Raw genomic sequence first — 21,481 nt, 5'->3', positions numbered from 1 at the left:
TTAAATCATTATTTTTCGTTATTCAATTTGATGATTTCAAGAATTACATCACAAGCTTTTTCCATGGACTCTTCAGCCACATATTCAAAACGTCCGTGCATATTCTCGCCACCAGCAAAGAGATTAGGCGTTGGCAAGCCCATGAAGGAAATTGTTGAACCATCAGTACCACCACGAACTGGAGCTTCGTCAGGTTCAATACCAAGATTCTTCATAGCTTGTTCAGCAATCTTAACTACATCCATATGGTCTTTCATGATTTCGTACATGTTGTAATATTGATCGGCCATATCGATCTTGACAGTATCAGCACCGTACTTGTCGTTTAACTTCTTAACGATTTCGGTAACTTTATTCTTACGACTCTCTAGACCATCACGCTCAAAGTCACGAATAATGTAAGACATATCAGTGTGATCGATTGTTCCTTGTTCATCACAAAGCAAGAAGAAACCTTCACGTCCTTCAGTCTTTTCTGGAACTTCATCAGCTGGCAACATGCTTTGGAATTCGTTAGCAATCAACATTGAGTTGACCATGATTCCCTTAGCGCCGGATGGGTGAACATCTTTACCAGTGATATGAACTTTCAAGCCAGCAGCTGAGAATGTTTCAAATTCAAGTTGTCCAACTGGACCACCATCAACTGTGTAAGCAAAGTCAGCACCGAAGTCTTTAACATCAAATTTCTTGGCACCAGTACCAATTTCTTCATCAGGTCCTAAACCAATCTTGATCTTACCGTGCTTGATTTCTGGATGATTGATCAAGTATTCCATTGTAGTAATGATTTCAGCAACACCAGACTTGTCATCTGAACCCAACAAAGTGTCACCACTAGTAGTGATCAATGTTTGACCACCATAATTCTTCAATGATGGGAAAACTGTAGGGTCAAGTGTGTATTTACCAGCCTCATCTAGTTTGATAACACTCTTACCGTCGTAGTTTTCAACAATTTTTGGTTTGATATTTTCTGAATTAAAATCAGCAGTATCAACGTGAGAAATCAATCCCAAAACTGGAACATCCTTATCAAGATTGGAAGGCAATTCCGCTGTCAAATATGAATCAACTTTACGAATCTTAACATCCTTCATTCCGATTTCCATTAACTCTTCAGCTAATCTCTTCAAAAACTCAGTCTGTCTTTCAGTTGAAGGAACAGTGTTTGAATATTCGTCAGAACGAGTATTTTGCTTTACATATTCCAAAAAACGAGGAATCAATTTTTCATACTTTATTGCCATTTTTATACGCTCCCTATAAAAAATTATATGGTTCTGTATCTACTTCTGATTGTACTATATCCAAATCGATTTTATTAGTCCTTTTCCAATCATTTAAAATATTAGCCATTTTTTTTATAAAGATTGCTTCAATATGATGTCCTGGATCGATCACATTCAAACCATTAGCCATCATATCGTGAGCTGTGTGGTAATAAACATCCCCAGTAATAAAAGTATCAGCACCAGCTTTTAATACTTCTGGATAGAATTTTCCAGCATCACCACCGATCACAGCTACTTTTTGAACTGGTTGTCCCAAGTCAGATTTTACATAACGCAAGTTCTTAATGTTGAAATCGTCACGAACCTTTTGAGCAAAATCAACCAAAGCCATGGGCTCTTTTAATTCTCCCATACGACCGATTGAATAATCATCATTTTCGTCTAAGAAACGAACGTTTTCTAAGCCTAATTCTTCCATCAACCAATCGTTCATTCCATCGTGAGCTTTGTCCAAATTAGTATGACTAGCATAGACAGAAATATTATTAGCCAATAGATCGCGATACATCTTATTTTGTGGTGAAGCCAAATCTAAATTATGAGCAGCATGAAACATTACCGGATGGTGAGCCACAATCAAATCAACCTTTTTATCGATTGCTTCTTGGACTACATTAGGACGAACATCCAGAGTGGTCATAACTCGGTGAATTTCTTGTTTTCTATCACCTAGTTGAAAACCAGTAGGGTCGCCTTCCATCTTGATTGACAATGGAGCAAATTCTTCAATTCTTTCGATAACATCTTGAACTTTAACCATTATAGTATCTCCTCAATATATTTAATATCTTGGTTCATTGCCGCAATCTTTTCTTGATCGATGACTTTGGCATTATGCATATTGGCTACTGCTTTTTTAAAACTGTTCAATTTATGTTCCCATTTAGCTATAAAAGTTGGGGTCTTCTTTTGCATCAACACTGGCCCCATTAAATATTGTGCTTCAGTTAAATTAACCGGTTCGTTCACTTTCTGAGCTTTAATAATTTCATAAACATGATGTTCTTCGGCAACGATATCTTCATCAACGATTTTAAAATTATTATCAGCTAACCAGTGACGTACAAGCGGTTCACCAATATTAGGTTGTAAAATCAGGGTTTTTACATTGGATAATTGTTCTTCTGTGGCACGGCTCAAGATATCTTTGATCAAGATACCACCCATGCCGGCAATTACTACGGTATCTACTTTGTCATCTTCATTAATGACAGCTAAACCGTCACCCAAACGGACATCGATCTTTTCACTCAAGCCAAATTTTTCCACATCTGCTTTAGAACGAGACATGGGACCTTTGGCCACTTCGCCAGCAATTGCAAAGCTAGCAATATTAGTTTCCAGCAATTCAACTGGTAAGTATGCGTGATCAGAGCCAATATCGGCTACTCTAGTATTTTTATCAACCATTTGGTAAACGGCTTGTAATCTCTTTGAAAGTAAAGTCACTTTAACCTCTATTCTGCAGTCTTTTTATCTAAGTCTGTCATGTATTCACGTGTCATTGGCATAGCTGTTCCACTTGGACCATTTGTCAACAAGTATTGGATAACATCAATATTACCACTTTCAAATGAAGCGGCACAGGCTTGAAGATACAAGTCCCACATACGTACGAATCTTTCACCGTACATTTCATCAACTTGATCTTTGACCTTATTAAAGTTATGATCCCAAATTTCGACTGTCTTTTGATAATGACGACGTAATGGCTCTAAATCATCAATTTGAAGTCCAGCATCCAAAATGTGACCAACGTTTTCTTTAACATCAGGAATGTAGCCACCTGGGAAGATATACTTAACCAACCAAGCATCGACACCGACACCGTAATGTTGGCCAGTAATACCGTGGATCAAAGCATTACCATTTGGCTTTAGGTTCTTCTTAACAGTAGCAAAATAACCAGGTAGATTGTCTTTACCAACGTGTTCGAACATACCAACAGAAACCACGTGATCAAACTTTTCAGTAACTTCACGATAATCTTCTAGCATTACTTCCATTTGATCAGAAAGATTTTCATCTTGGATCTTTTGGTTTACGTAGTCATATTGTTCTTGACTAAGAGTAACACCTTTAGCTTTCAAACCATATTCTTTAGCGGCAGTAAACATCATCGTTCCCCAGCCACAGCCGATATCAAGAATTGTTTCACCAGGTTTAGTATTCAACTTATTCAAAATGTGACGTACTTTATTCATTTGAGCTTGTTCCAAAGTATCTTCTGGTGTTCGGAAATAAGCACAAGAATAAGTCATAGTCTTGTCCAACCACAACTTGTAAAAATCATTACCAATATCGTAATGTTCTTGAATTTCTTTTTTGTTTCCTTCTTCAGAGTGATTGAACTTAGGAATGTACTTCTTTAATTTCAAACTAGACATAAAACTGTCTGATTGAGTATATGCGGAAGTGATCAATTTTTGAATTGAACCTTCGATTTCAATCTTCTTATCCATGTAGGCCTCGCCAAGAGTCAAGGTAGCATGTTTGACAACTTCAGAAATTGGAACTTTGTCATTAAACTTAATCGTTATATCAGACTTGCCCTCTGGTCCGTAATTCTTTTCTTTTCCGTCCCAAAAAATAACCTTGATAGGAATAGTAAATGAACGGGAAAATATCTCATCGTAAATCTTTTTATCTAACATAACTTCCTCCAAAACAATAGATAATATAATTGTAAATCAAATTATGAAAAAATATAAAGAAAAAGTGTTGATTTTCAGAAACATAATTATCGATTTGTCCTTTTTTTATCTATCATGTCATAAAAAAAGACCACCCAAAAGGTGATCTAATTTAATTATTCTAAGAAATCCTTCAATTGTTTTGATCTTGAAGGGTGACGTAATTTTCTCAATGCCTTGGCTTCGATTTGACGAATTCTTTCACGAGTAACACCAAAGACTTTACCTACTTCTTCAAGTGTTCTTGTACGTCCGTCATCTAGTCCAAAACGTAAACGCAAAACGTTCTCTTCACGATCTGTTAGAGTATCCAAAACATTTTCTAGTTGTTCCTTCAACAATTCATATGAAGCATGGTCTTCAGGACTAGTTGCATCTGAATCTTCAATGAAATCACCAAGATGTGAGTCATCCTCTTCACCGATAGGTGTTTCCAATGAAACTGGTTCTTGAGCAATCTTTAGAATGTCACGAACTTTACCAGTTGGCATGTCCATTTCAGCACCGATTTCTTCAGGAAGTGGTTCACGACCTAAATCTTGAAGCAATTGACGTTGGATTCTGATCAATTTATTGATAGTTTCAACCATGTGAACAGGAATACGGATAGTTCTAGCTTGGTCAGCGATAGCACGCGTAATAGCCTGTCTGATCCACCAAGTTGCATAAGTTGAGAACTTGAAACCTAGACGATAATCAAACTTTTCAACGGCCTTCATTAGACCCATGTTACCTTCTTGAATCAAATCAAGGAATTGCATTCCACGACCAACATATCTCTTGGCAATAGAAACAACCAAACGCAAGTTAGCTTCAGCTAGTTTTTGCTTAGCCACTTCATCGCCTTGTTCAATCTTCAAAGCAAGATCTACTTCTTGTTGAGCATTAAGCAAAGGAACACGACCAATTTCCTTTAAGTACATACGAACAGGATCGTTTACTTTAATATCAGTTGGTGCCGTAGTATCGTTTTTCTTAGTCTTTTTCTCTTCTTTCTTTTCCTTTAGAAGAGCCAACTTACTAGGATTACCTTTGTCATCAACAACACCGATACCGACATCTTCAAGTTCACTAACGAAGTTAGTCAAAGCATCACCCTTTAATTTATAAGGCTTGATGATTTTTTCTTGAAGGTCATCTTCAGTGATCTTACCAGTTTTCTTAAGATCTTTGATAAGTTTCTTAGTTGCTGCTTTTAATTCTTTTGATACTGCTGGTTTCTTAGTTGCCATATATTATTCCTCCAGTATGCTTAATTGCTAAGGATTCTTCTTACTTTAATCAATTGCTGCGTTAACTCTAACTGCAATTTATTGTCACCAACCATCGCCGCCTTCTTGAGTTGTTGATTGATATCGCTTAACTGCGATTCCAATCCAGAATTCTTGATGTTGTTCATATAATCATCAATTTCTTGATCATTATATTCAACTGGCATATTCATCATTTCAAGTTCTGCCAATAAATTTTTATCATCATCATCTAAAATATTCATAAAATCAGAGATATTGATTTCTTCTGCGGCATCGTTTTGTTCAGCGAACGACAGTAGAGAATCAAAAATTCGTTGGTAATTTTGGTGAACAAACTTGAAACCATCACCTTTCAAATTAATTCTGATCTCGGGGAAATTGATTGCCCAATACAATAAATATCGCTCAGATTTTTCTAAACGATCGTATTTAGGTCGAACACTCGAGGTGACTTTTTCCAAAGCATGTTGTTGAACGTCTTTATAATTGTTAGCCGGCTTTTGAATTGAAATTTGACGACGCAATGCATCTAATTCCTTATTGATGGCATCTTTTGAGACATTCATCTCATCAGCAACCTTGCCAACGTACATATCGACTTCAACAGGCGATTGTAATTTTACGATCTCTTTTAATGATTGATTCAAAAATTCTAGTTGATCATGTTCATTATTGAGATTGTAGTTACGCTTGAAGTAATTCAAAATAAAGGAAATTGGTGTCTGAACACTGTTAGCTAAATTTTGAAACTTCTCAGAACCTTCACTCTTGATGAATTCATCAGGGTCCTTTTTATCTGGAATACTGATAACTCCATAAGTGAAACGTTCATCGGTAAGTTGGGTCAAAGCCCGATAAGTAGCTTCAACTCCAGGATCGTCGCCATCATAACAAATGTTGATCTGATTAGTCAGACGACTCAAAACGTATAGCTGTTGATCTGTCAAACTAGTACCCATCGAAGCCACACCATTAGTGACACCAGCTTTATATGCACTAATAACATCCATGAAACCTTCAAACAGGATCACGTTGCCTTTTTCCCGAATCTCTTTTTTGGCATTATTCAAATTGAATAAGGTCTTACCCTTATTGAAAATTTCCGTTTCAGGACTATTGAGATACTTAGCTGTGGAAGCTTCTTTATCCAATATTCGTCCTGAAAAAGCAATGATATTACCCGATTCATCCGTAATTGGAATCATCACACGATCTCGAAAACGGTCAAACAGTTCTCCAGCTTCATTCTGCGCAAACAGTCCCGATTTTCTCAAGATATCTTCTTTGATATCTCGATCCTTGAAAAACTGTAGCAAAAGGTTGTTATTATTTGGTGCATAGCCGATACCAAAAGTTTGAATCAAATCATCATCCAACTGACGATTTCTCAAATACTTCAAGGCATTGGAACCATTCTCAGTCTTCATCAAAATGTGGCTGTACAACTTAGCTGCATCAGCATACATCCTCAAAAGAGTTTGACTGTCAGAGTTTTGGTACTGGTTGTTCTTAGCTTCGTATTGGTCTGGAACGGGGATATTACCCATCTGAGCAACTTCAATTACGGCTTCAGGAAAAGATTTGTTCTCCATCTCCATAATGAACTTGAAGACGTTACCCCCACGACCACAACTAAAACAATGAAAAATTTGCTTGTCCTCTGCAACTGAAAACGAAGGAGTTCGTTCTTCATGAAATGGGCAAAGTCCAAACAAATTCTTACCAGATTTTTTTAATTGTACGTACTTGCTAATAACATCGACGATATTAGTCTTCGAGGTAACTTCATCAATGAATTCCTGAGGAATCCGTGTTGCCATGGCCGTCACCTCCTGCTTAATAGATGTTGAAAACATTTATGATCTCAACCACCAGCGACTAGTAAATAAAAAAGTGTCCCCACAAAAAGTGCGAACTGGGGCCACTAGTCACTTGTCAACTATTCATTATACACGGTCCTATATAAAAGTCACGTATTTAACTTGCTTTTTGACGATTTTTTTGAAAATAAAAAACTGCCCCTAAGGCAGCTTCTTTAAAATGCTTATTTTGTAACAATTTTAGATAAATCACCTAAGTTAGCAATCAAGTGATTGGCAATCACTAATTGAGTCAAACGATTATTCTTAACTTTTTCATCTTTAGCCATGATCATATTTTCATCAAAATATGAGTCAATTACAGGACGTAAAGCAGCAAGTTGTTTGAATAAATCTTCAGCATTGTCATTCTTGATAGCAGCGACTTGTTGGTTTAATTGTGATTCAGATGGATTTTCAAATAGTGAATCGTCAACAGCCAAATCGTCAGAATATCCGAACTTAGCTTTCTTAGACAAGTTAACGATTCTGCCAAGAGCTTCCATAACTACCTTGAAGTCATCATCGTTAACGTGGTTTTGAAGCACTTGGGCAACGTTGATCATTTCGATTGCATCAATATTTGAACCACCGGCAACAGCATCGATAATGTCAGTTCTGATCTTGTTTTGTTTCAACAATTGACGAACACGATCGATCATGAAGTCGATAATATCTTGTTTATGAGCATTCAAGTCTAGTTTTTCAGGAACTGTTACATTGTCCTTCAAGTAGTCTTGTAAGTCATTTAAGTTCATTGACCATTGATATTGATCAAGAATTCTAACGATACCATAAGCTTGACGACGCAATGCATAAGGATCATTTGAACCACTAGGAATCAAATCAACGGCAAAGAATGTTTCGATTGAATCTAATTTGTCGGCAATAGCCAAGGCTGCACCAACTTTAGTTTCTGGTAAAGCACCTTCTGAAGAGATTGGCATGTAGTGTTCTCTAATTGCTTGAGCAACAGCTTTTGTTTCACCCATGATCTCAGCGTACTTCTCACCCATGACACCTTGTAATTCAGAGAATTCATCGACCATGTTAGTTACAAGATCAAACTTGTAAATATCACTAGCACGGAGCAAATCTTTTCTTTCTGTGTCTGAGAATTGGAAAATATCAGCTAAATGGTCAGCAATTTGGTGCACACGAGCCATCTTTTCATACATCGTACCGATCTTAACGTGGAAGTTAACTGATTTAAGTTTTTCAACGTAGTCTGCAATAGTCTTCTTTTGATCTTCCTTGAAGAAGAAGTCAGCATCTTCTAGACGAGCTACTAGAACTTTTTCATTACCACGGATAACGTTTTCGATGTGTTCTGAATTACCGTTTCTAACTCCGATAAAGTAAGGAGCTAAGTTTCCTTCTTGGTCACGAACGTAGAAATATCTTTGGTTATCTTTCATTGAAGTAATCAAAACTTCATCAGGAATTTCCAAATATTTCTTGTCGAATGAACCATAGAAAGTAGTTGGATATTCAACCAAGTTGTTAACTTCTTCCAACAAGTCAGCATCTACATCGATATCCCAGTTGTTGTCTTGGGCAATCTTTGCAATTTGGTCAGAAATAATTTGTTTACGATCTTTTGCATCAACGATAACAAATTGTGACTTCATCTTTTCAACGTAGTTTTTAGCGTCGTCGATTTCAACATCTTGGCCTAAGAATCTGTGACCGCGACTGATACGACCAGAAACAACATCCAAAATCTTTACTGGTACTTCTTTTGTATCTAATAGTGATACCAACCAGTGAATTGGTCTGATGTATTCAAAATCATATGAACCCCAACGCATTCTTGTAGGGAATGTGATAGCTTTGATAACTTCGTCCATGTGACTCAAAACATCTTCAACTTTTTGGCCATCTTCATGCTTTTGGATGTAGGCATATTCAGTACCTTTGAGGTCTTCAAAGAAAATGTCGTCAGCAGTCATCCCTTGTCCACGAGCAAATCCTTGAGCAGCTTTAGTCCAGTTGCCGTCAGCATCTTGAGCAATCTTTTTAGAAGGTCCCTTTGCTTTAACGTCAATATCAGTTTGTTTTTCAGCGATACCTTTAACCAAAATAGTCAAACGTCTAGGAGTTGAATACTTTTCGATTGAATCAAAAGAAATACGATTTTCTTTCAAGAATTTTTCAGCTCTTTGGGCGAATTGGTTCACACTCTTAGTTACAACGTGAGCTGGCATTTCTTCCAAACCAATTTCTAATAAGTAATTTTTAGTCATTTGCTTTCTCCTTTGCTTCACTATTTGCTAAAAGTGGGAAGCCACGTTTCTTTCTTTCTTCAACGAAGGCCTTAGCAACCTTGTGAGCCATCTTTCTGATACGTGACAAGAAAGCAGCACGTTCAGTAACAGAAACAGCTCCTCTAGCATCTAGCAAGTTAAATGTATGTGAACATTTCAAGATGTAATCATAAGCTGGGTGAACCAAGCCTAGATCCATCAAACGGTTAGCTTCTTTTTCATATTCATCGAAGAACTTGAAAAGCATATCTTGATTGCTTTCTTCAAATGAGTACTTTGAGTGTTCGTATTCAGGTTCTTTGAAGATATCACCATACAATACGCCGTCACCCCATTCAAGATCGTAAACAGAGTTAACATCTTGGATGTATGATGCCAAACGTTCTACACCATATGTGATTTCACTAGTTGTTGGGTGACATTGAAGTCCACCGACTTGTTGGAAGTATGTAAATTGAGAAACTTCCATACCGTCAAGCCAAACTTCCCAACCAACACCGGCACAACCCATTGATGGGTTTTCCCAGTTATCTTCAACGAAACGAATATCATGTTCCAAAGGTTCAATTCCTAAGGCACGAAGTGAATCTAGGTAATATTCCTGAATGTTTTCTGGAGCTGGTTTCATAACCACTTGAAATTGGTGGTGTTGGTACAAACGGTTAGGGTTTTCACCATAACGACCATCAGCGGGACGTCTTGAAGGTTCAACGTAGGCAGCGTTCCAAGGTTCTGGTCCAATTGCACGAAGGAACGTATAAGGACTCATTGTTCCGGCACCTTTTTCTGTATCATAAGCTTGCATCAACATGCAGCCCTTACTACCCCAAAACTTTTGGAGCGTAAGAATCATATCTTGTATATTTAATTTTTTGACCATGTTTTCTCCCTTCGGATGGATACAAAAAAATCCCTTGCAGGTACACTAAGGTACTTCTGCAAGGGACGAGTATTCGCGGTTCCACCCTAATTCAGGACTAAGTCCTGCTCTTTTATATTCAAATTAAATCGTACGCCATAATTCAATCGAAGCTTTCACTATTCTCCGTCGCTGTTTCAACATTTATCAATATAACCATTTTTGTAAAAATTGTCAATCCGCTAAAAACGAACTCGCTTCATTTTGTCAATAAAAGTTTTACTCTTGGGATAATAACCCACAGTTCCTAAATAAATCGCATCGATCGCATGCTGAATCAAATCTTTATTATTTTCTTTGATTTCGATTCGTCCTACTTGTGAGAGGTCGATTTTACTAAAAAGACGCAAGAAATAAATGATTCGTTTCGGAATATGCAAGCGATGAATATCTTCGTCAAAATGCTTTGAACAAATAATACCACCCAATAAGACCGAAAAATCAAAAACTCCTTCAGTCTCGCCACCAACGACGCAGCTGTCCATATTGGGAGCTACTCCAAAAGCACTCAACAGTTTCATCTGCATGATATTAACAATTATCTGGGCATCGTAGCCATTTTCAATATATAACAAAGCTTTAAACAACATCCGATACCACGAATCTGGCACTGGATCATCAACAAAAGCTTCATGATACAGATCAAATAAAAAGGTCGCATAAGCATTCAATTCGATATCTTGAACGATTTCATCAAATTGTTTGATATTACTAGCTGAATTCAAATAAGATAAGCCATCATTTTTGACGACTCCCAAATAATCGCCATAAGAAAAAGTAATCACAGCCCCAGAAATCTTTGACTTGGCAGTTTGGGTCCCTCGGACTAAAAAAGTCTTGAATCCATACTCCTTAGTCAAAATGGTAACTAGCGCATCCCTTTCCTTGTAACGTTGCCTACGAACGACGATACCGAAGAAATTAGTTGGAACTTGAGCCATTAATTATTCAAGTCCTTCAATGAATAGCCAGCACTAGCTAAGAAGGCTGGATCATCACGCCAATTCTTCTTAACACGAACCCAAAGCTTCAAATTGACCTTTTCACCTAATAAATGTTCGATCTTAATTCTTGAGCCGATACCGATATTCTTGAGCATTGAGCCACCTTTACCGATAACGATTGGTTTTTGGCTGTCACGTTCAACGTAGATATAAGCTTCGATTTGAAGTTTTCCAGCTTCTGAACGTTGATTCATCGATTCAACCACTACAGCAATTGAGTGAGGAATTTCATCACGAGTATCTTCCAAAATCTTTTCACGAATCAATTCCCCAACGATGAAGTACTCTGGGTGATCAGTGATTTGGTCGTCGGCGTAATATTGTGGACCAACTGGCAAAGCTTTTGTCAAAGAGTCGATCAAATCATCAACGTTATTACCATTTGTGGCAGAGATTGGAATAATTTCGGCAAAATCCATCAAATCTTTGTACTCGTCAATTTGTGGTGCCATTTCATCTGGATTGATCAAGTCGATCTTATTTAGAATCAAGAACACTGGTGCTTTAACTTTCTTCAATTCTTCAATAATGAATTTATCCCCAGGTCCTGCTTGTTCGCCAGCTTCAGTCATGAAAAGTACAGCATCAACTTCTTTAAGAGCTGAAATAGCAGCTTTATCCATGTATTGATCCAAATCGTTATGAGGTTTGTGAATACCCGGTGTATCCAAGAAAATGATTTGGCGTTCATCGTCGGTATAAATACCTTGGATCTTGTTTCTAGTTGTTTGAGCTTTTGGTGAAGTGATCGCAATTTGTTCCTTAATGATGCGATTCATAAAAGTTGATTTACCAACATTAGGACGTCCGATGATGGCGACGAATCCTGATTTAAAGTTATTTTCCATAATTAATTCATATCCTTATCACTGATTATTCAGTCGTTTTGTAATTCTCAATTACTAATTATAATACAAGAGATTGCCCAAACCTCAAAGTAAAACACAATAAAAAAGAATATAAAGCTAGGCCTTATATCCTTCTAAAATTATTTTTCTAAACCATAAGCGCTGAGAATTTTTTCTTGAAGACCAATCATAACTTTTTCGTCTTCTTTTTTAATATGATCGTAGCCATTTAAGTGCAAAATACCATGAACAATCGTATAACCTAATTCACGATCAAATGAATGTTCATACTCTTTAGCATGTTCATCAACGATTTCAACACTGATAAACAAATCGCCCAAATCAACTGGCAAGTCAGGAATCTGTGCTTCTAAGTAATCCAAAGAGTCTTCACCGTCATTGATAGCAAAACTGATAACGTCAGTTGCTCGGTCAGTGTCACGATATTCCTTGTTGATTTCGTGTATCTTATCTTTTGTAACAAAATGAATCGATAATTGAGTACTATCTTTTAATTCCAATTTGTTAAAAGTGAATTGAACGATATCTTTGACCCAATTTTCTCTTGCTTGGTCGATCAAATTATCATCATTGTAAATTTCTAAATCCATAATAATAATCCCCAATAGTTATTTTTTAGTTTTATCTGAATCCTCATAAGCATCGATAATTTCAGCAACAACTGGGTGTCTAACAACATCCGCCGAACTGAAGTTTACAAATCCAATATGTGGCAAATCTTTTAAAATTGATTGTGCTTGAATCAGACCACTTCTTTGATGACCAGGCAAATCAATTTGTGAGATGTCACCATTAACAATCATCTTAGAATCAAAGCCTAAACGCGTCAAAAACATCTTCATTTGCTCTCTAGTGGTGTTTTGAGCTTCATCCAGGATAACAAAGGCCTCATCTAACGTACGCCCTCTCATGTAAGCTAAGGGAGCCACTTCAATCACGCCACGTTCAAGAAGTCGACTAGTATGATCCGCCCCGTAAATTGCATACAAAGCGTCGTAGATCGGCCTCATGTAAGGATCAACCTTTTCCTTTAAATCACCAGGCAAGAAACCAAGACTTTCTCCTGCTTCAACAGCGGGACGAGTCAAGATGATTCTTTTTACACGACCTTGCTTTAAAGCTGCTACAGCCATAACAACGGCCAAATAAGTTTTACCAGTACCCGCTGGTCCAATACCAAAAGTAATGTCATTATGATTAATAGCATTAACGTATTGTTTTTGACCAAAGTTTCTAACACGAACTGGCTTGCCACTGAAATCTTTTAGCAACTCATCTTTATACAAGTCACCGAAGTATTCCAAAGTACCACGTTCAACCATTTTCATTCCACTGACGATATCAGCCGAACCCAAGCTAATGCCGGTCTGAGCTAATTCAATCAATTTCTTTAATAATGCTAAGGTCTGGTGGACGTTACCATCAACACCTGTTACATCTAAGCGATCACCAAATGCATGAATTTGGACATCGAGTCCTTCCTCAATCAAATGCAAGTTACTATCGTTAACTCCGAAAAGATTAATTGCGTTTTGAGGATTTTTGATTTGAATGCTTTCTTTTATTTGTTCAACTTTTTCTGCCAATAAACACCCAACCTCCTATTAGTTTGAATGATAGCACAATGAGCGATTTTTTTGACAAAAAAAAGGTTAAAACAATAAATTGTTTTAACCCTTCGAAACTATCTATTAACGACGTTTCTTGTTGCGCTTGCGAGCAGCCTCAGATTTTAACTTTCTCTTGACACTTGGCTTTTCGTAAAACTCACGTTTTCTATATTCTTGAAGAGTACCACTCTTTGAAACGGAACGTTTGAATCGACGAAGAGCATCATCAAGCGACTCGTTTTCACGAACGACGGTTTTTGCCATATGATAATCCCTCCTTCCGATTTCTAACGTAACTGTCTATTGCTCTTGCAGTTCATATGTTATTATAACAAAAAGAAGATAATGTTCAAATAATTTTTTACATTTTTTTGGAGGAATTTATTATGACACAGAATTTAGACGTTTTTGTTTTGTCCGATGGCGTTGGTGAAACCGCTTTAAGAGTTGCTAAAGCAGCATTCATCCAATTTCCAGAGATGAACACCACTTATACCAAGTATCCCTTTATAAAAAAAGATGAACAGCTAAATAACATCTTAAATTTGGCTAAAGAGAAGAAAGCGGTCGTTTTGCACACTATTGTTTCGGAAGAAACTTGCGATGTAATCAATGAATTTTGCCAAGACAATGGCATCGTCTATTATGATATTTTGAATCCTATCATCGGAACTTTCTCACAAATGACTCATCAAGTTCCAATTCGTAAAAAAGGTCTCATCCACGAATTAGATAAAGATTACTTCGACATGATCTCCGCGATGGAATTCACGGTCAGCAATGATGACGGTCAAAACCCTAAAGGATTCTTAGAAGCTGACCTTGTTCTCTTAGGTATCTCCAGAACCTCAAAAACACCCCTCTCACTTTATTTAGCTAATAAGAACATAAAGGTAGCCAATCTGCCATTAAGCCCTGTAACTGGCATTCCTGATGAATTATGGGACGTCGATCCTAAGAAAATTGTTGGTTTGACTAACGACATCAACGTTTTAAGCAAAATCCGTAGTCAAAGAATGATTGCTTACGGTTTAAGTGCCAACACTACTTACTCCGAAGAAGACGAAATTCAAAAAGAACTCGACTACTCCAATAAATTATATAAGAAATTAGGCTGTCCTGTTATTAATGTTGCTGACAGATCAATTGAAGAGACAGCTGCAATCATCATGGAAATTTTACATTTTGATGGTTACGAAAAAGGATAATTCTTCAATTATTCATAAAAAAGAGCTCGATTCTTGTGGAATCGGACTCTTTTTTCTATGCATTAATTAGCTTTTCTTTCATTTCTGGATCAAATTTATTAGCCAAAAGCATCTCAATTTCAGGTTTAAATGGAGCAATCCCCTTTTTGTCATTTTCATCACGTTTAACGTACGGTGTTTCCATAATTTTAGAGACGTTTTCCAATTGTGGATGATGAGCTACATAGCTTAGAGCATCAAAACCGATCGTACCAAAACCAATGTCTTCATGGCGGTCTTTATGAGAACCGCGTTCATTCTTAGAATCATTTAAATGAATAACTGATAAGTTATCCAAACCAATAATGTGGTCAAATTCATTCAAGACACCATCGAAATCATTCTTGACATCATAACCAGCATCACTCATGTGACAAGTATCCATTGTGACGGACAACTTGTCATTTTGAGCACAATTATCAAAAATCTGGGCAATTTGTTCGAAACTTATCCCTACTTCAGTTCCTTTTCCAGCCATCGTCTCGATTGCTATTGAAACCTTTTGATCAGGATCAATGATTTCATTTAAGGCTTGACCAATTTGTTTTAAGGCGACATCTGGGCCTTGCTTTAAGTGAGCTCCTGGATGAAAACTTAGTGCTTGAATTCCTAAGGCATCGCAACGCTTGATCTCACCGCGCATAAAGTCGATGCCAAATTCTAATTTATCGGGTTTTAAGGTATTTCCTAAATTAATAATATAAGGCGCATGACCAATAATATTTTTGATACCATACATCTCTAATAGACGTTGACCTTCAGGTATATTCATCTCTGAAACATCTTTTCTTCGAGTATTCTGAGGAGCGCCAGTAAAAATCATCATCGCATTAGCGCCATAACTATGGGCTTCTTTAGCAGAACCAGCCAACATTTTAGGGGCTTTCATTGCCACATGTGAACCAATTATCATCCGTATCCCTCCATATTTAAAAATCAAATAAAGTATAGCATACAAAAAAGCGAAGCCTTTTGACCTCGCTTTAGTAAATATGAGCCTGATAAAACCTACCCATGACTTTGACCGTATCCGTAACACTAACGAATGCATGCGGATCAGACAACGACATTGCTGTACTTAAATCATGCAATTCTGAACGTGAGATAACTGTGAAAAGAATCGTCTTCTCTTCATGTTTATAAGCACCTTCAGCATCGTGAACGATAGTAATACCACGTCTCATTTCATTTTGAATTTGCGTAATGACTCTTTTAGGTTTAGAAGTAACAATCATAACTTGAAGTTTTTGATCCTTGTTATAAATCATATCGATAACTTGTCCATTAATGAAAATACTGACCGCACTGTATAAAGCGTGGACCCAACCGAATAAGAACCCAGCACAAGCAACGATAAAGACGTTGAACATGATATTGATCGTACCAACACTCTTACCGGTCTTTTTGCGCAAAATAATTCCTAAAATGTCAATTCCACCAGTAGAAATACCGTTTCTCAAAGCCATCCCGGTACCAAAACCGTTAGCTACCGCACCAAAAATGGCACAGACTAAAGGATCGGCCGTAATCTTAACTGGTGGCAACAAGTGCATCATCGTACTGGCTAAAGCAACCGCAATAACCGTAAAAACGGTAAACTTGTGATCAATTTTTCGCCAAGAAAGTACGAATAACGGTGCATTCAAAGCGAAGTACATAATCGCAGTTGAAATATCGAATGGAAACCACCGATGTGAAATTGTTGAAATTAATTGCGCAGCACCAGTTACTCCTGAACCATAAATTCCACCTGGCGTCCAAAACATGTTAACCGCTACAGATACCGCGATAGAATATAGAAATGCTACTGAAATTTTGGATAAGTACTGATGCCTTTCGATCAGCTTATCTAATTCACCCATACTAAAATTTCTCCTAATTGTCTTAAGTTACTTACAACATATTAGCACAAATCCTAGTATTTTCAGACTTTTTCGAGCTATTTACGGTGATTTTTGATATATTCCCCACGACCGCCGCTCTCTTCCATTTCAAAGCGTAGAGGGTTCTTTTTATAGAAGTCTTGGTGGTAGTCTTCAGCAGGCCAAAACTTAGTAGCAGGCTGAATTTTGGTTACGATAGGGTCACTAAATTCTCCTGACTCGGCCAGTTTTTTCTTGGATGCTTCAGCGACTTCTTTTTGAGCCTCATTTTGATAAAAGATTACTGGGCGATAACTGTCGCCACGATCTTGAAATTGCCCCATAGCGTCAGTTGGATCAGCTACTTGCCAATAAATTTCAACTAAATCTTGGTAAGAAATCACATCATTGTCAAAAGTAATCTCTACAGATTCAGCGTGGCCAGTAGTTTCGGTACAAACTTGTTCATAGGTTGGATTATCAACGTGACCACCGCAGTATCCAGATACGACTGAAATAATTCCTGGTTGTTCGTCGAATGGCTTAACCATGCACCAGAAACAACCTCCAGCAAAAATAGCAGTTTCTTGAGCCATTAGTCAGCATCCCCTTCATCAACGTATTTTTTATAATCGGCATAGCCTTTTTCATCCATTTCATCATAAGGAATGAATTTCAAAGCAGCTGAATTGATACAGTATCTCAAACCACCTAATTCTTCAGGTCCATCAGTAAAGACATGGCCCAAATGAGAGTCAGCTGATTCACTTCTAACTTCAGTTCTTTCACGACTTAATCGTGTGTCGCGCTTTTGCTTTAGTTTAGCAATTGGTTCACTAAATGATGGCCAACCGCAACCGGCATCATACTTCTTGGCTGAAGAGAACAAAGGTTCACCACTAGTAATATCAACATAGATGCCCTTTTTGTAGAAATTATCGTACTTTCCACTAAAAGGACGTTCTGTGGCAGCATGTTGAGTTACTTGATACTCCTCATCAGTTAAGTCAGCTAAATCCTTCTTGTATTCATTTGACATAAAATCACTCCTTCTCAATTTCTATTAACTAGTATAAACTTTTCGAATATTAATTCCACCACCCTGCTCATAAACTTACAGTCTCAAGTGATAGCCATGCTCAATTGTGCACAATTTAAATTGTTTTCTAATTTTAATTTAATTTAAATGGCTTCATTAAATACTTAGTTTTTTTTTAGTTGATGATAATATTCCGTCCTCCATAGCAAAGAAAATTTGGCCGGAACAATGTGGGCACGACTTGGAGCCTTTGCTAAGCCCAAAACCGGGCAAAGTCTTCAAGCTCGACCTTTCACTAGGCAATAAATTGCCAAGAGAAATTTCACATTTGAGCCAATTTTCTTCGCTATTCCGGACTAGATAGTAGTTCTAATTTTAATGTCAAAAACAAATAGCATCTGCATTCCAGAAAAGATCTCCTTTTAGAGAGCCATTCTTAATACAGATGCTATTTTTATTAATGATGTTTAGAATTAGTCTTTCTTGCTAACCTCAATTCCAAGATCATCTAATTGTTGTTTTGAAACTTCAAGTGGAGCGTGTGTCATTGGTTCTGTGGCGTTTGAATTCTTAGGGAATGCAATCACGTCACGGATATTGTCTTTGCCTGATAGTAGCATAGCAAATCTATCCAGACCAATAGCCAAACCACCATGTGGAGGACAACCGTATTGCAAGGCATCCAATAGGAAGCCAAATTGTTCATAAGCTTTTTCTTTAGTGAAGTTCAAGGCTTTAAGCATCTTTTCTTGGATCTTGTAGTCATGGATACGGATTGATCCACCACCAAGCTCGTAACCGTTTAGAACGATATCGTAACTTTGTGCATAAGCTTTGTGAGGGTCTTCACCATCATCTAAGTAGTGAACATCTTCTTCATTTGGCATTGTGAATGGATGGTGAGCAGCAGTCCATCTTTGAATTCCTTCATCATATTCGAACAATGGCCAGTTTACGACCCAGATAAAGGCGAATTCTTTAGGATCATACAAGTTTTGTTCCTTAGCAATAGCTTTTCTCAAGTAACCTAATGAATCAGCAACAACCTTCTTGTTGTCAGCAACGAATAGCAATAAGTCGTTGTTTTCAAGACCAAGTGTTGAAACTAATTGTGCTTCTTGAGCCTTGATGAACTTAGATACACCACCAGTTAACTCATTGTCATTAAACTTAGCCCAAGCAAGTCCTTTAGCACCAAAACGTTTGATGTATTCTTGATAGCTTTCGATATTCTTTCTTGAGTATTTGTCAGCACCATCTTTAACGACGATAGCTTTAACTTGACCACCGTTGTCGATAGTTCCCTTGAAGACTTTGAATTCTGTTTCTTTGAAGATGTCGTTCAAGTTTTGTAATTCCATACCGAAACGAACATCTGGCTTATCAGAACCGAAACGATCCATGGCGTCATCCCAGTTGATTCTTGGGAATGGAGTCTTAACTTCGATACCTTTTTCATCTTTCATAACACGAGCGATAAGACCTTCAGTAACAGTTTGAATTTCTTCTTGATTCATGAAACTAGTTTCAAGGTCAATTTGAGTAAATTCTGGTTGACGGTCACCACGAAGATCTTCATCACGGAAACAGTGAGCCAATTGGAAGTAACGGTCAAATCCACCGACCATTAATAATTGCTTGAACAATTGTGGTGATTGTGGAAGTGCAAAGAAACGTCCAGGATAAACACGTGAAGGTACTAAGTAATCACGAGCACCTTCTGGTGTTGATGGTGTTAGGTTTGGTGTTTCAATATCGATAAAGCCATTTTCGTACAAGTATTCGTTAACTGAATGCTTGATTTGAGCACGTGTTCTGATAGCTTTTTGCATTTCAGGTCTACGTAAATCAAGGTAACGATACTTTAATTTTGTTTCTTCTGAAGAGTCGATACCATCTTTGATTTCAAATGGTGGTGTCAATGATTTGTTAAGGATTTCTACTTTTTCAACAACAACTTCAACTTTACCAGTTGTCATATCATCGTTAGTAGCACCTTCACCACGAAGTCTTACGGTACCAATGACGTTAATAACGTATTCTGAGCGCAAAGTTTCAGCGATGTCTAAAACATCTTGATGGTCAGTATTGAAAACTAATTGTACGATTCCCTTATAATCTCTAAGGTCGACGAAAACTAATCCACCTAAATCACGACGTCGTTGAACCCAACCGTCTAAAGATACTTTTTGTCCAACATATTTTTCAGTAATGTTGCCACAATAATCTGTTCTTTCTTCCATGTTTATCCCTCGATTTTTTTCAATTCTTCGGCTAAATTATCCAATGAAACACTAACTTGTTCAGTTGTTTCCATATTCTTAACATTAGCTGTCTTGTTTTCTAATTCACTGTCACCAATAGTTACAGTATACTTAGCATTCAAATTGTTAGCTGTCTTGAATTGAGCCTTAATCTTTCTTTGAAGATAATCTTTGTCGGCACTAAATCCAGCACGACGTAAATCAGATAAGATTTTAACTGAAGCACGTTCAGCCTTTTCACCAATAGTTACCAAGTAAACGTCCAGGCCATTTTGAACTGGTAGGTCTTCATCTTTAAGAAGGAGCATCAAGCGTTCAACACCTAGTCCAAAACCAATACCAGGAGTTTGAGGACCGCCTAGTTCTTCAACTAAGCCATTGTATCTACCACCAGCTAAGACAGTAATTTCTTTATTGTCAAAAGCTGGATCAGTTACCATAAATTCAAAGATTGTGTGGTTATAATAATCAAGCCCACGAACCATTGTTGAATCTACTTCGTAATTGATATCCAAGTCATCTAAAAGACCTTTGAGATATTCAAAACGTTGTTCTGAAGCTTCATTCAAGTAGTCCAAGATTGAAGGAGCATTGGCAACGATTTTCTTATCGCCAGCGTCTTTACTATCCAAAATTCTCAAAGGATTCTTTTCCAAACGAACTTTTGAATCATCACTTAATTGATCTTTGAATGGTGTGAAGTAATCGACCAAAGCCTTGTGATAAGCGGCACGGGATTCTGGATCACCTAAAGTATTCAAAGCAACTTTCAAATTCTTAATTCCTAAACGATTCAAGAATTCCAAGCCAACTGAAATAACTTCTGCATCCAACTCTGGTGAATCAGAACCGAAAGCTTCAACCCCGATTTGGTGGAATTGACGTTGACGACCTGATTGAGGACGTTCATATCTAAACATTGGTCCCTTATACCAAACTTTGTAAGGCTTGATTTGTTCTGGACCGTAAAGTTTATTTTCTACGAAAGCTCTAACGACACCGGCTGTTCCTTCTGGTCTCAAAGCAATGTGTCGATCACCCTTGTCGTGGAAATCATACATTTCTTTAGAAACAATATCAGATGTGTCACCTGATGATCTTTCAAAGACGTCGTATGATTCAAAGATTGGTGTTCTAATTTCTGAAAAACGATACTTATTAAATGTATCAGCTGCGATAGATTCCACGTATTGCCATTTGCTTGATTCGCCAGGCAAAATATCCATGGTCCCCTTTGGTTTTTGATAACGCATAAAATCCTCCTTAAAATAAAAAACACCCTTGTCCAAATAAGACAAGG

The 21,481-nt window shown here is 37.3% G+C and carries 20 protein-coding genes; 1 reads left to right on the top strand and 19 read right to left on the bottom strand.

The window, feature by feature from the left end:
* Nucleotides 1-8: 8 nt before the first annotated feature.
* The 13 genes from pepT to rpsU form a co-directional block, all read right to left on the bottom strand.
* Entirely contained in the window at nt 9-1,250 is a 1,242-nt protein-coding gene (pepT, locus tag LF20184_RS06625; RefSeq protein WP_010019758.1) for a peptidase T, read from the bottom strand.
* Nucleotides 1,251-1,263: 13 nt separating this feature from the next.
* Nucleotides 1,264-2,055 carry a Nif3-like dinuclear metal center hexameric protein gene (locus LF20184_RS06620; RefSeq protein ID WP_056945121.1) on the bottom strand — a complete coding sequence of 264 codons (792 nt, stop codon included), beginning with the start codon at nt 2,053-2,055 and terminating at the stop codon, nt 1,264-1,266.
* Nucleotides 2,055-2,744 carry a tRNA (adenine(22)-N(1))-methyltransferase gene (locus tag LF20184_RS06615; RefSeq protein ID WP_010019755.1) on the bottom strand — a complete coding sequence of 230 codons (690 nt, stop codon included), beginning with the start codon at nt 2,742-2,744 and terminating at the stop codon, nt 2,055-2,057. Before LF20184_RS06615 ends, LF20184_RS06620 begins: the two co-directional genes overlap by 1 nt.
* A gap of 8 nt (nt 2,745-2,752) precedes the next feature.
* Nucleotides 2,753-3,949, bottom strand: coding sequence for an SAM-dependent methyltransferase (locus LF20184_RS06610; RefSeq protein WP_010019754.1), 1,197 nt, complete (start codon nt 3,947-3,949; stop codon nt 2,753-2,755).
* 155 nt (nt 3,950-4,104) lie between these two features.
* On the bottom strand, nt 4,105-5,220 hold the full coding sequence (gene rpoD / locus LF20184_RS06605) for an RNA polymerase sigma factor RpoD (protein ID WP_010019753.1): 1,116 nt from the start codon (nt 5,218-5,220) through the stop codon (nt 4,105-4,107).
* Between the two features lie 20 nt (nt 5,221-5,240).
* Complete coding sequence (dnaG, locus tag LF20184_RS06600) at nt 5,241-7,061, bottom strand: DNA primase (protein WP_010019752.1); 1,821 nt, start codon at nt 7,059-7,061, stop codon at nt 5,241-5,243.
* Between the two features lie 224 nt (nt 7,062-7,285).
* Nucleotides 7,286-9,346, bottom strand: coding sequence for a glycine--tRNA ligase subunit beta (glyS, locus tag LF20184_RS06595; RefSeq protein WP_010019750.1), 2,061 nt, complete (start codon nt 9,344-9,346; stop codon nt 7,286-7,288).
* On the bottom strand, nt 9,339-10,247 hold the full coding sequence (glyQ, locus tag LF20184_RS06590) for a glycine--tRNA ligase subunit alpha (protein ID WP_056945120.1): 909 nt from the start codon (nt 10,245-10,247) through the stop codon (nt 9,339-9,341). The genes glyS and glyQ overlap by 8 nt, the downstream gene beginning before the upstream one ends.
* A gap of 221 nt (nt 10,248-10,468) precedes the next feature.
* Complete coding sequence (recO, locus tag LF20184_RS06585) at nt 10,469-11,227, bottom strand: DNA repair protein RecO (RefSeq protein ID WP_010019748.1); 759 nt, start codon at nt 11,225-11,227, stop codon at nt 10,469-10,471.
* Nucleotides 11,227-12,138 (bottom strand): GTPase Era, encoded by a 912-nt coding sequence (era, locus tag LF20184_RS06580; protein ID WP_010019747.1) that lies wholly within the window; start codon nt 12,136-12,138, stop codon nt 11,227-11,229. Before era ends, recO begins: the two co-directional genes overlap by 1 nt.
* A gap of 140 nt (nt 12,139-12,278) precedes the next feature.
* Nucleotides 12,279-12,749, bottom strand: coding sequence for an rRNA maturation RNase YbeY (gene ybeY / locus LF20184_RS06575; protein WP_010019746.1), 471 nt, complete (start codon nt 12,747-12,749; stop codon nt 12,279-12,281).
* An 18-nt stretch (nt 12,750-12,767) separates the two neighbouring features.
* Entirely contained in the window at nt 12,768-13,745 is a 978-nt protein-coding gene (locus LF20184_RS06570) for a PhoH family protein (protein ID WP_010019744.1), read from the bottom strand.
* 105 nt (nt 13,746-13,850) lie between these two features.
* Nucleotides 13,851-14,033: a 30S ribosomal protein S21 gene (rpsU, locus tag LF20184_RS06565; RefSeq protein ID WP_010019742.1), complete on the bottom strand. Its 183-nt coding sequence runs from the start codon at nt 14,031-14,033 to the stop codon at nt 13,851-13,853.
* 122 nt (nt 14,034-14,155) lie between these two features.
* On the opposite strand from rpsU, the gene LF20184_RS06560 reads away from it, so the two are divergent.
* Nucleotides 14,156-14,977 carry a pyruvate, water dikinase regulatory protein gene (locus LF20184_RS06560; protein WP_010019741.1) on the top strand — a complete coding sequence of 274 codons (822 nt, stop codon included), beginning with the start codon at nt 14,156-14,158 and terminating at the stop codon, nt 14,975-14,977.
* Nucleotides 14,978-15,032: 55 nt separating this feature from the next.
* Here the strand turns inward: LF20184_RS06560 and LF20184_RS06555 are convergent, their stop codons facing one another.
* The 6 genes from LF20184_RS06555 to hisS all read right to left on the bottom strand — a co-directional run bounded on the left by LF20184_RS06555 (nt 15,033) and on the right by hisS (nt 21,434).
* Nucleotides 15,033-15,929 (bottom strand): deoxyribonuclease IV, encoded by an 897-nt coding sequence (locus tag LF20184_RS06555; RefSeq protein WP_010019740.1) that lies wholly within the window; start codon nt 15,927-15,929, stop codon nt 15,033-15,035.
* Nucleotides 15,930-15,999: 70 nt separating this feature from the next.
* Nucleotides 16,000-16,878 (bottom strand): YitT family protein, encoded by an 879-nt coding sequence (locus LF20184_RS06550; RefSeq protein WP_010019739.1) that lies wholly within the window; start codon nt 16,876-16,878, stop codon nt 16,000-16,002.
* 77 nt (nt 16,879-16,955) lie between these two features.
* Entirely contained in the window at nt 16,956-17,474 is a 519-nt protein-coding gene (gene msrA / locus LF20184_RS06545) for a peptide-methionine (S)-S-oxide reductase MsrA (RefSeq protein ID WP_010019737.1), read from the bottom strand.
* Entirely contained in the window at nt 17,474-17,917 is a 444-nt protein-coding gene (gene msrB / locus LF20184_RS06540) for a peptide-methionine (R)-S-oxide reductase MsrB (RefSeq protein ID WP_010019735.1), read from the bottom strand. Before msrB ends, msrA begins: the two co-directional genes overlap by 1 nt.
* A 473-nt stretch (nt 17,918-18,390) precedes the next feature.
* Nucleotides 18,391-20,160, bottom strand: a complete 1,770-nt coding sequence (gene aspS, locus LF20184_RS06535; RefSeq protein WP_010019734.1) for an aspartate--tRNA ligase — start codon at nt 20,158-20,160, stop codon at nt 18,391-18,393.
* A gap of 2 nt (nt 20,161-20,162) precedes the next feature.
* Complete coding sequence (hisS, locus tag LF20184_RS06530) at nt 20,163-21,434, bottom strand: histidine--tRNA ligase (RefSeq protein ID WP_056945119.1); 1,272 nt, start codon at nt 21,432-21,434, stop codon at nt 20,163-20,165.
* Nucleotides 21,435-21,481: the final 47 nt, after the last annotated feature.

Origin of the sequence: Companilactobacillus farciminis KCTC 3681 = DSM 20184, assembly GCF_002706745.1 — a bacterium.
Classification (GTDB): domain Bacteria; phylum Bacillota; class Bacilli; order Lactobacillales; family Lactobacillaceae; genus Companilactobacillus; species Companilactobacillus farciminis.
Note: the sequence above shows the minus strand (reverse complement) of the source record. Positions and strands in the feature narration are given on the sequence as shown.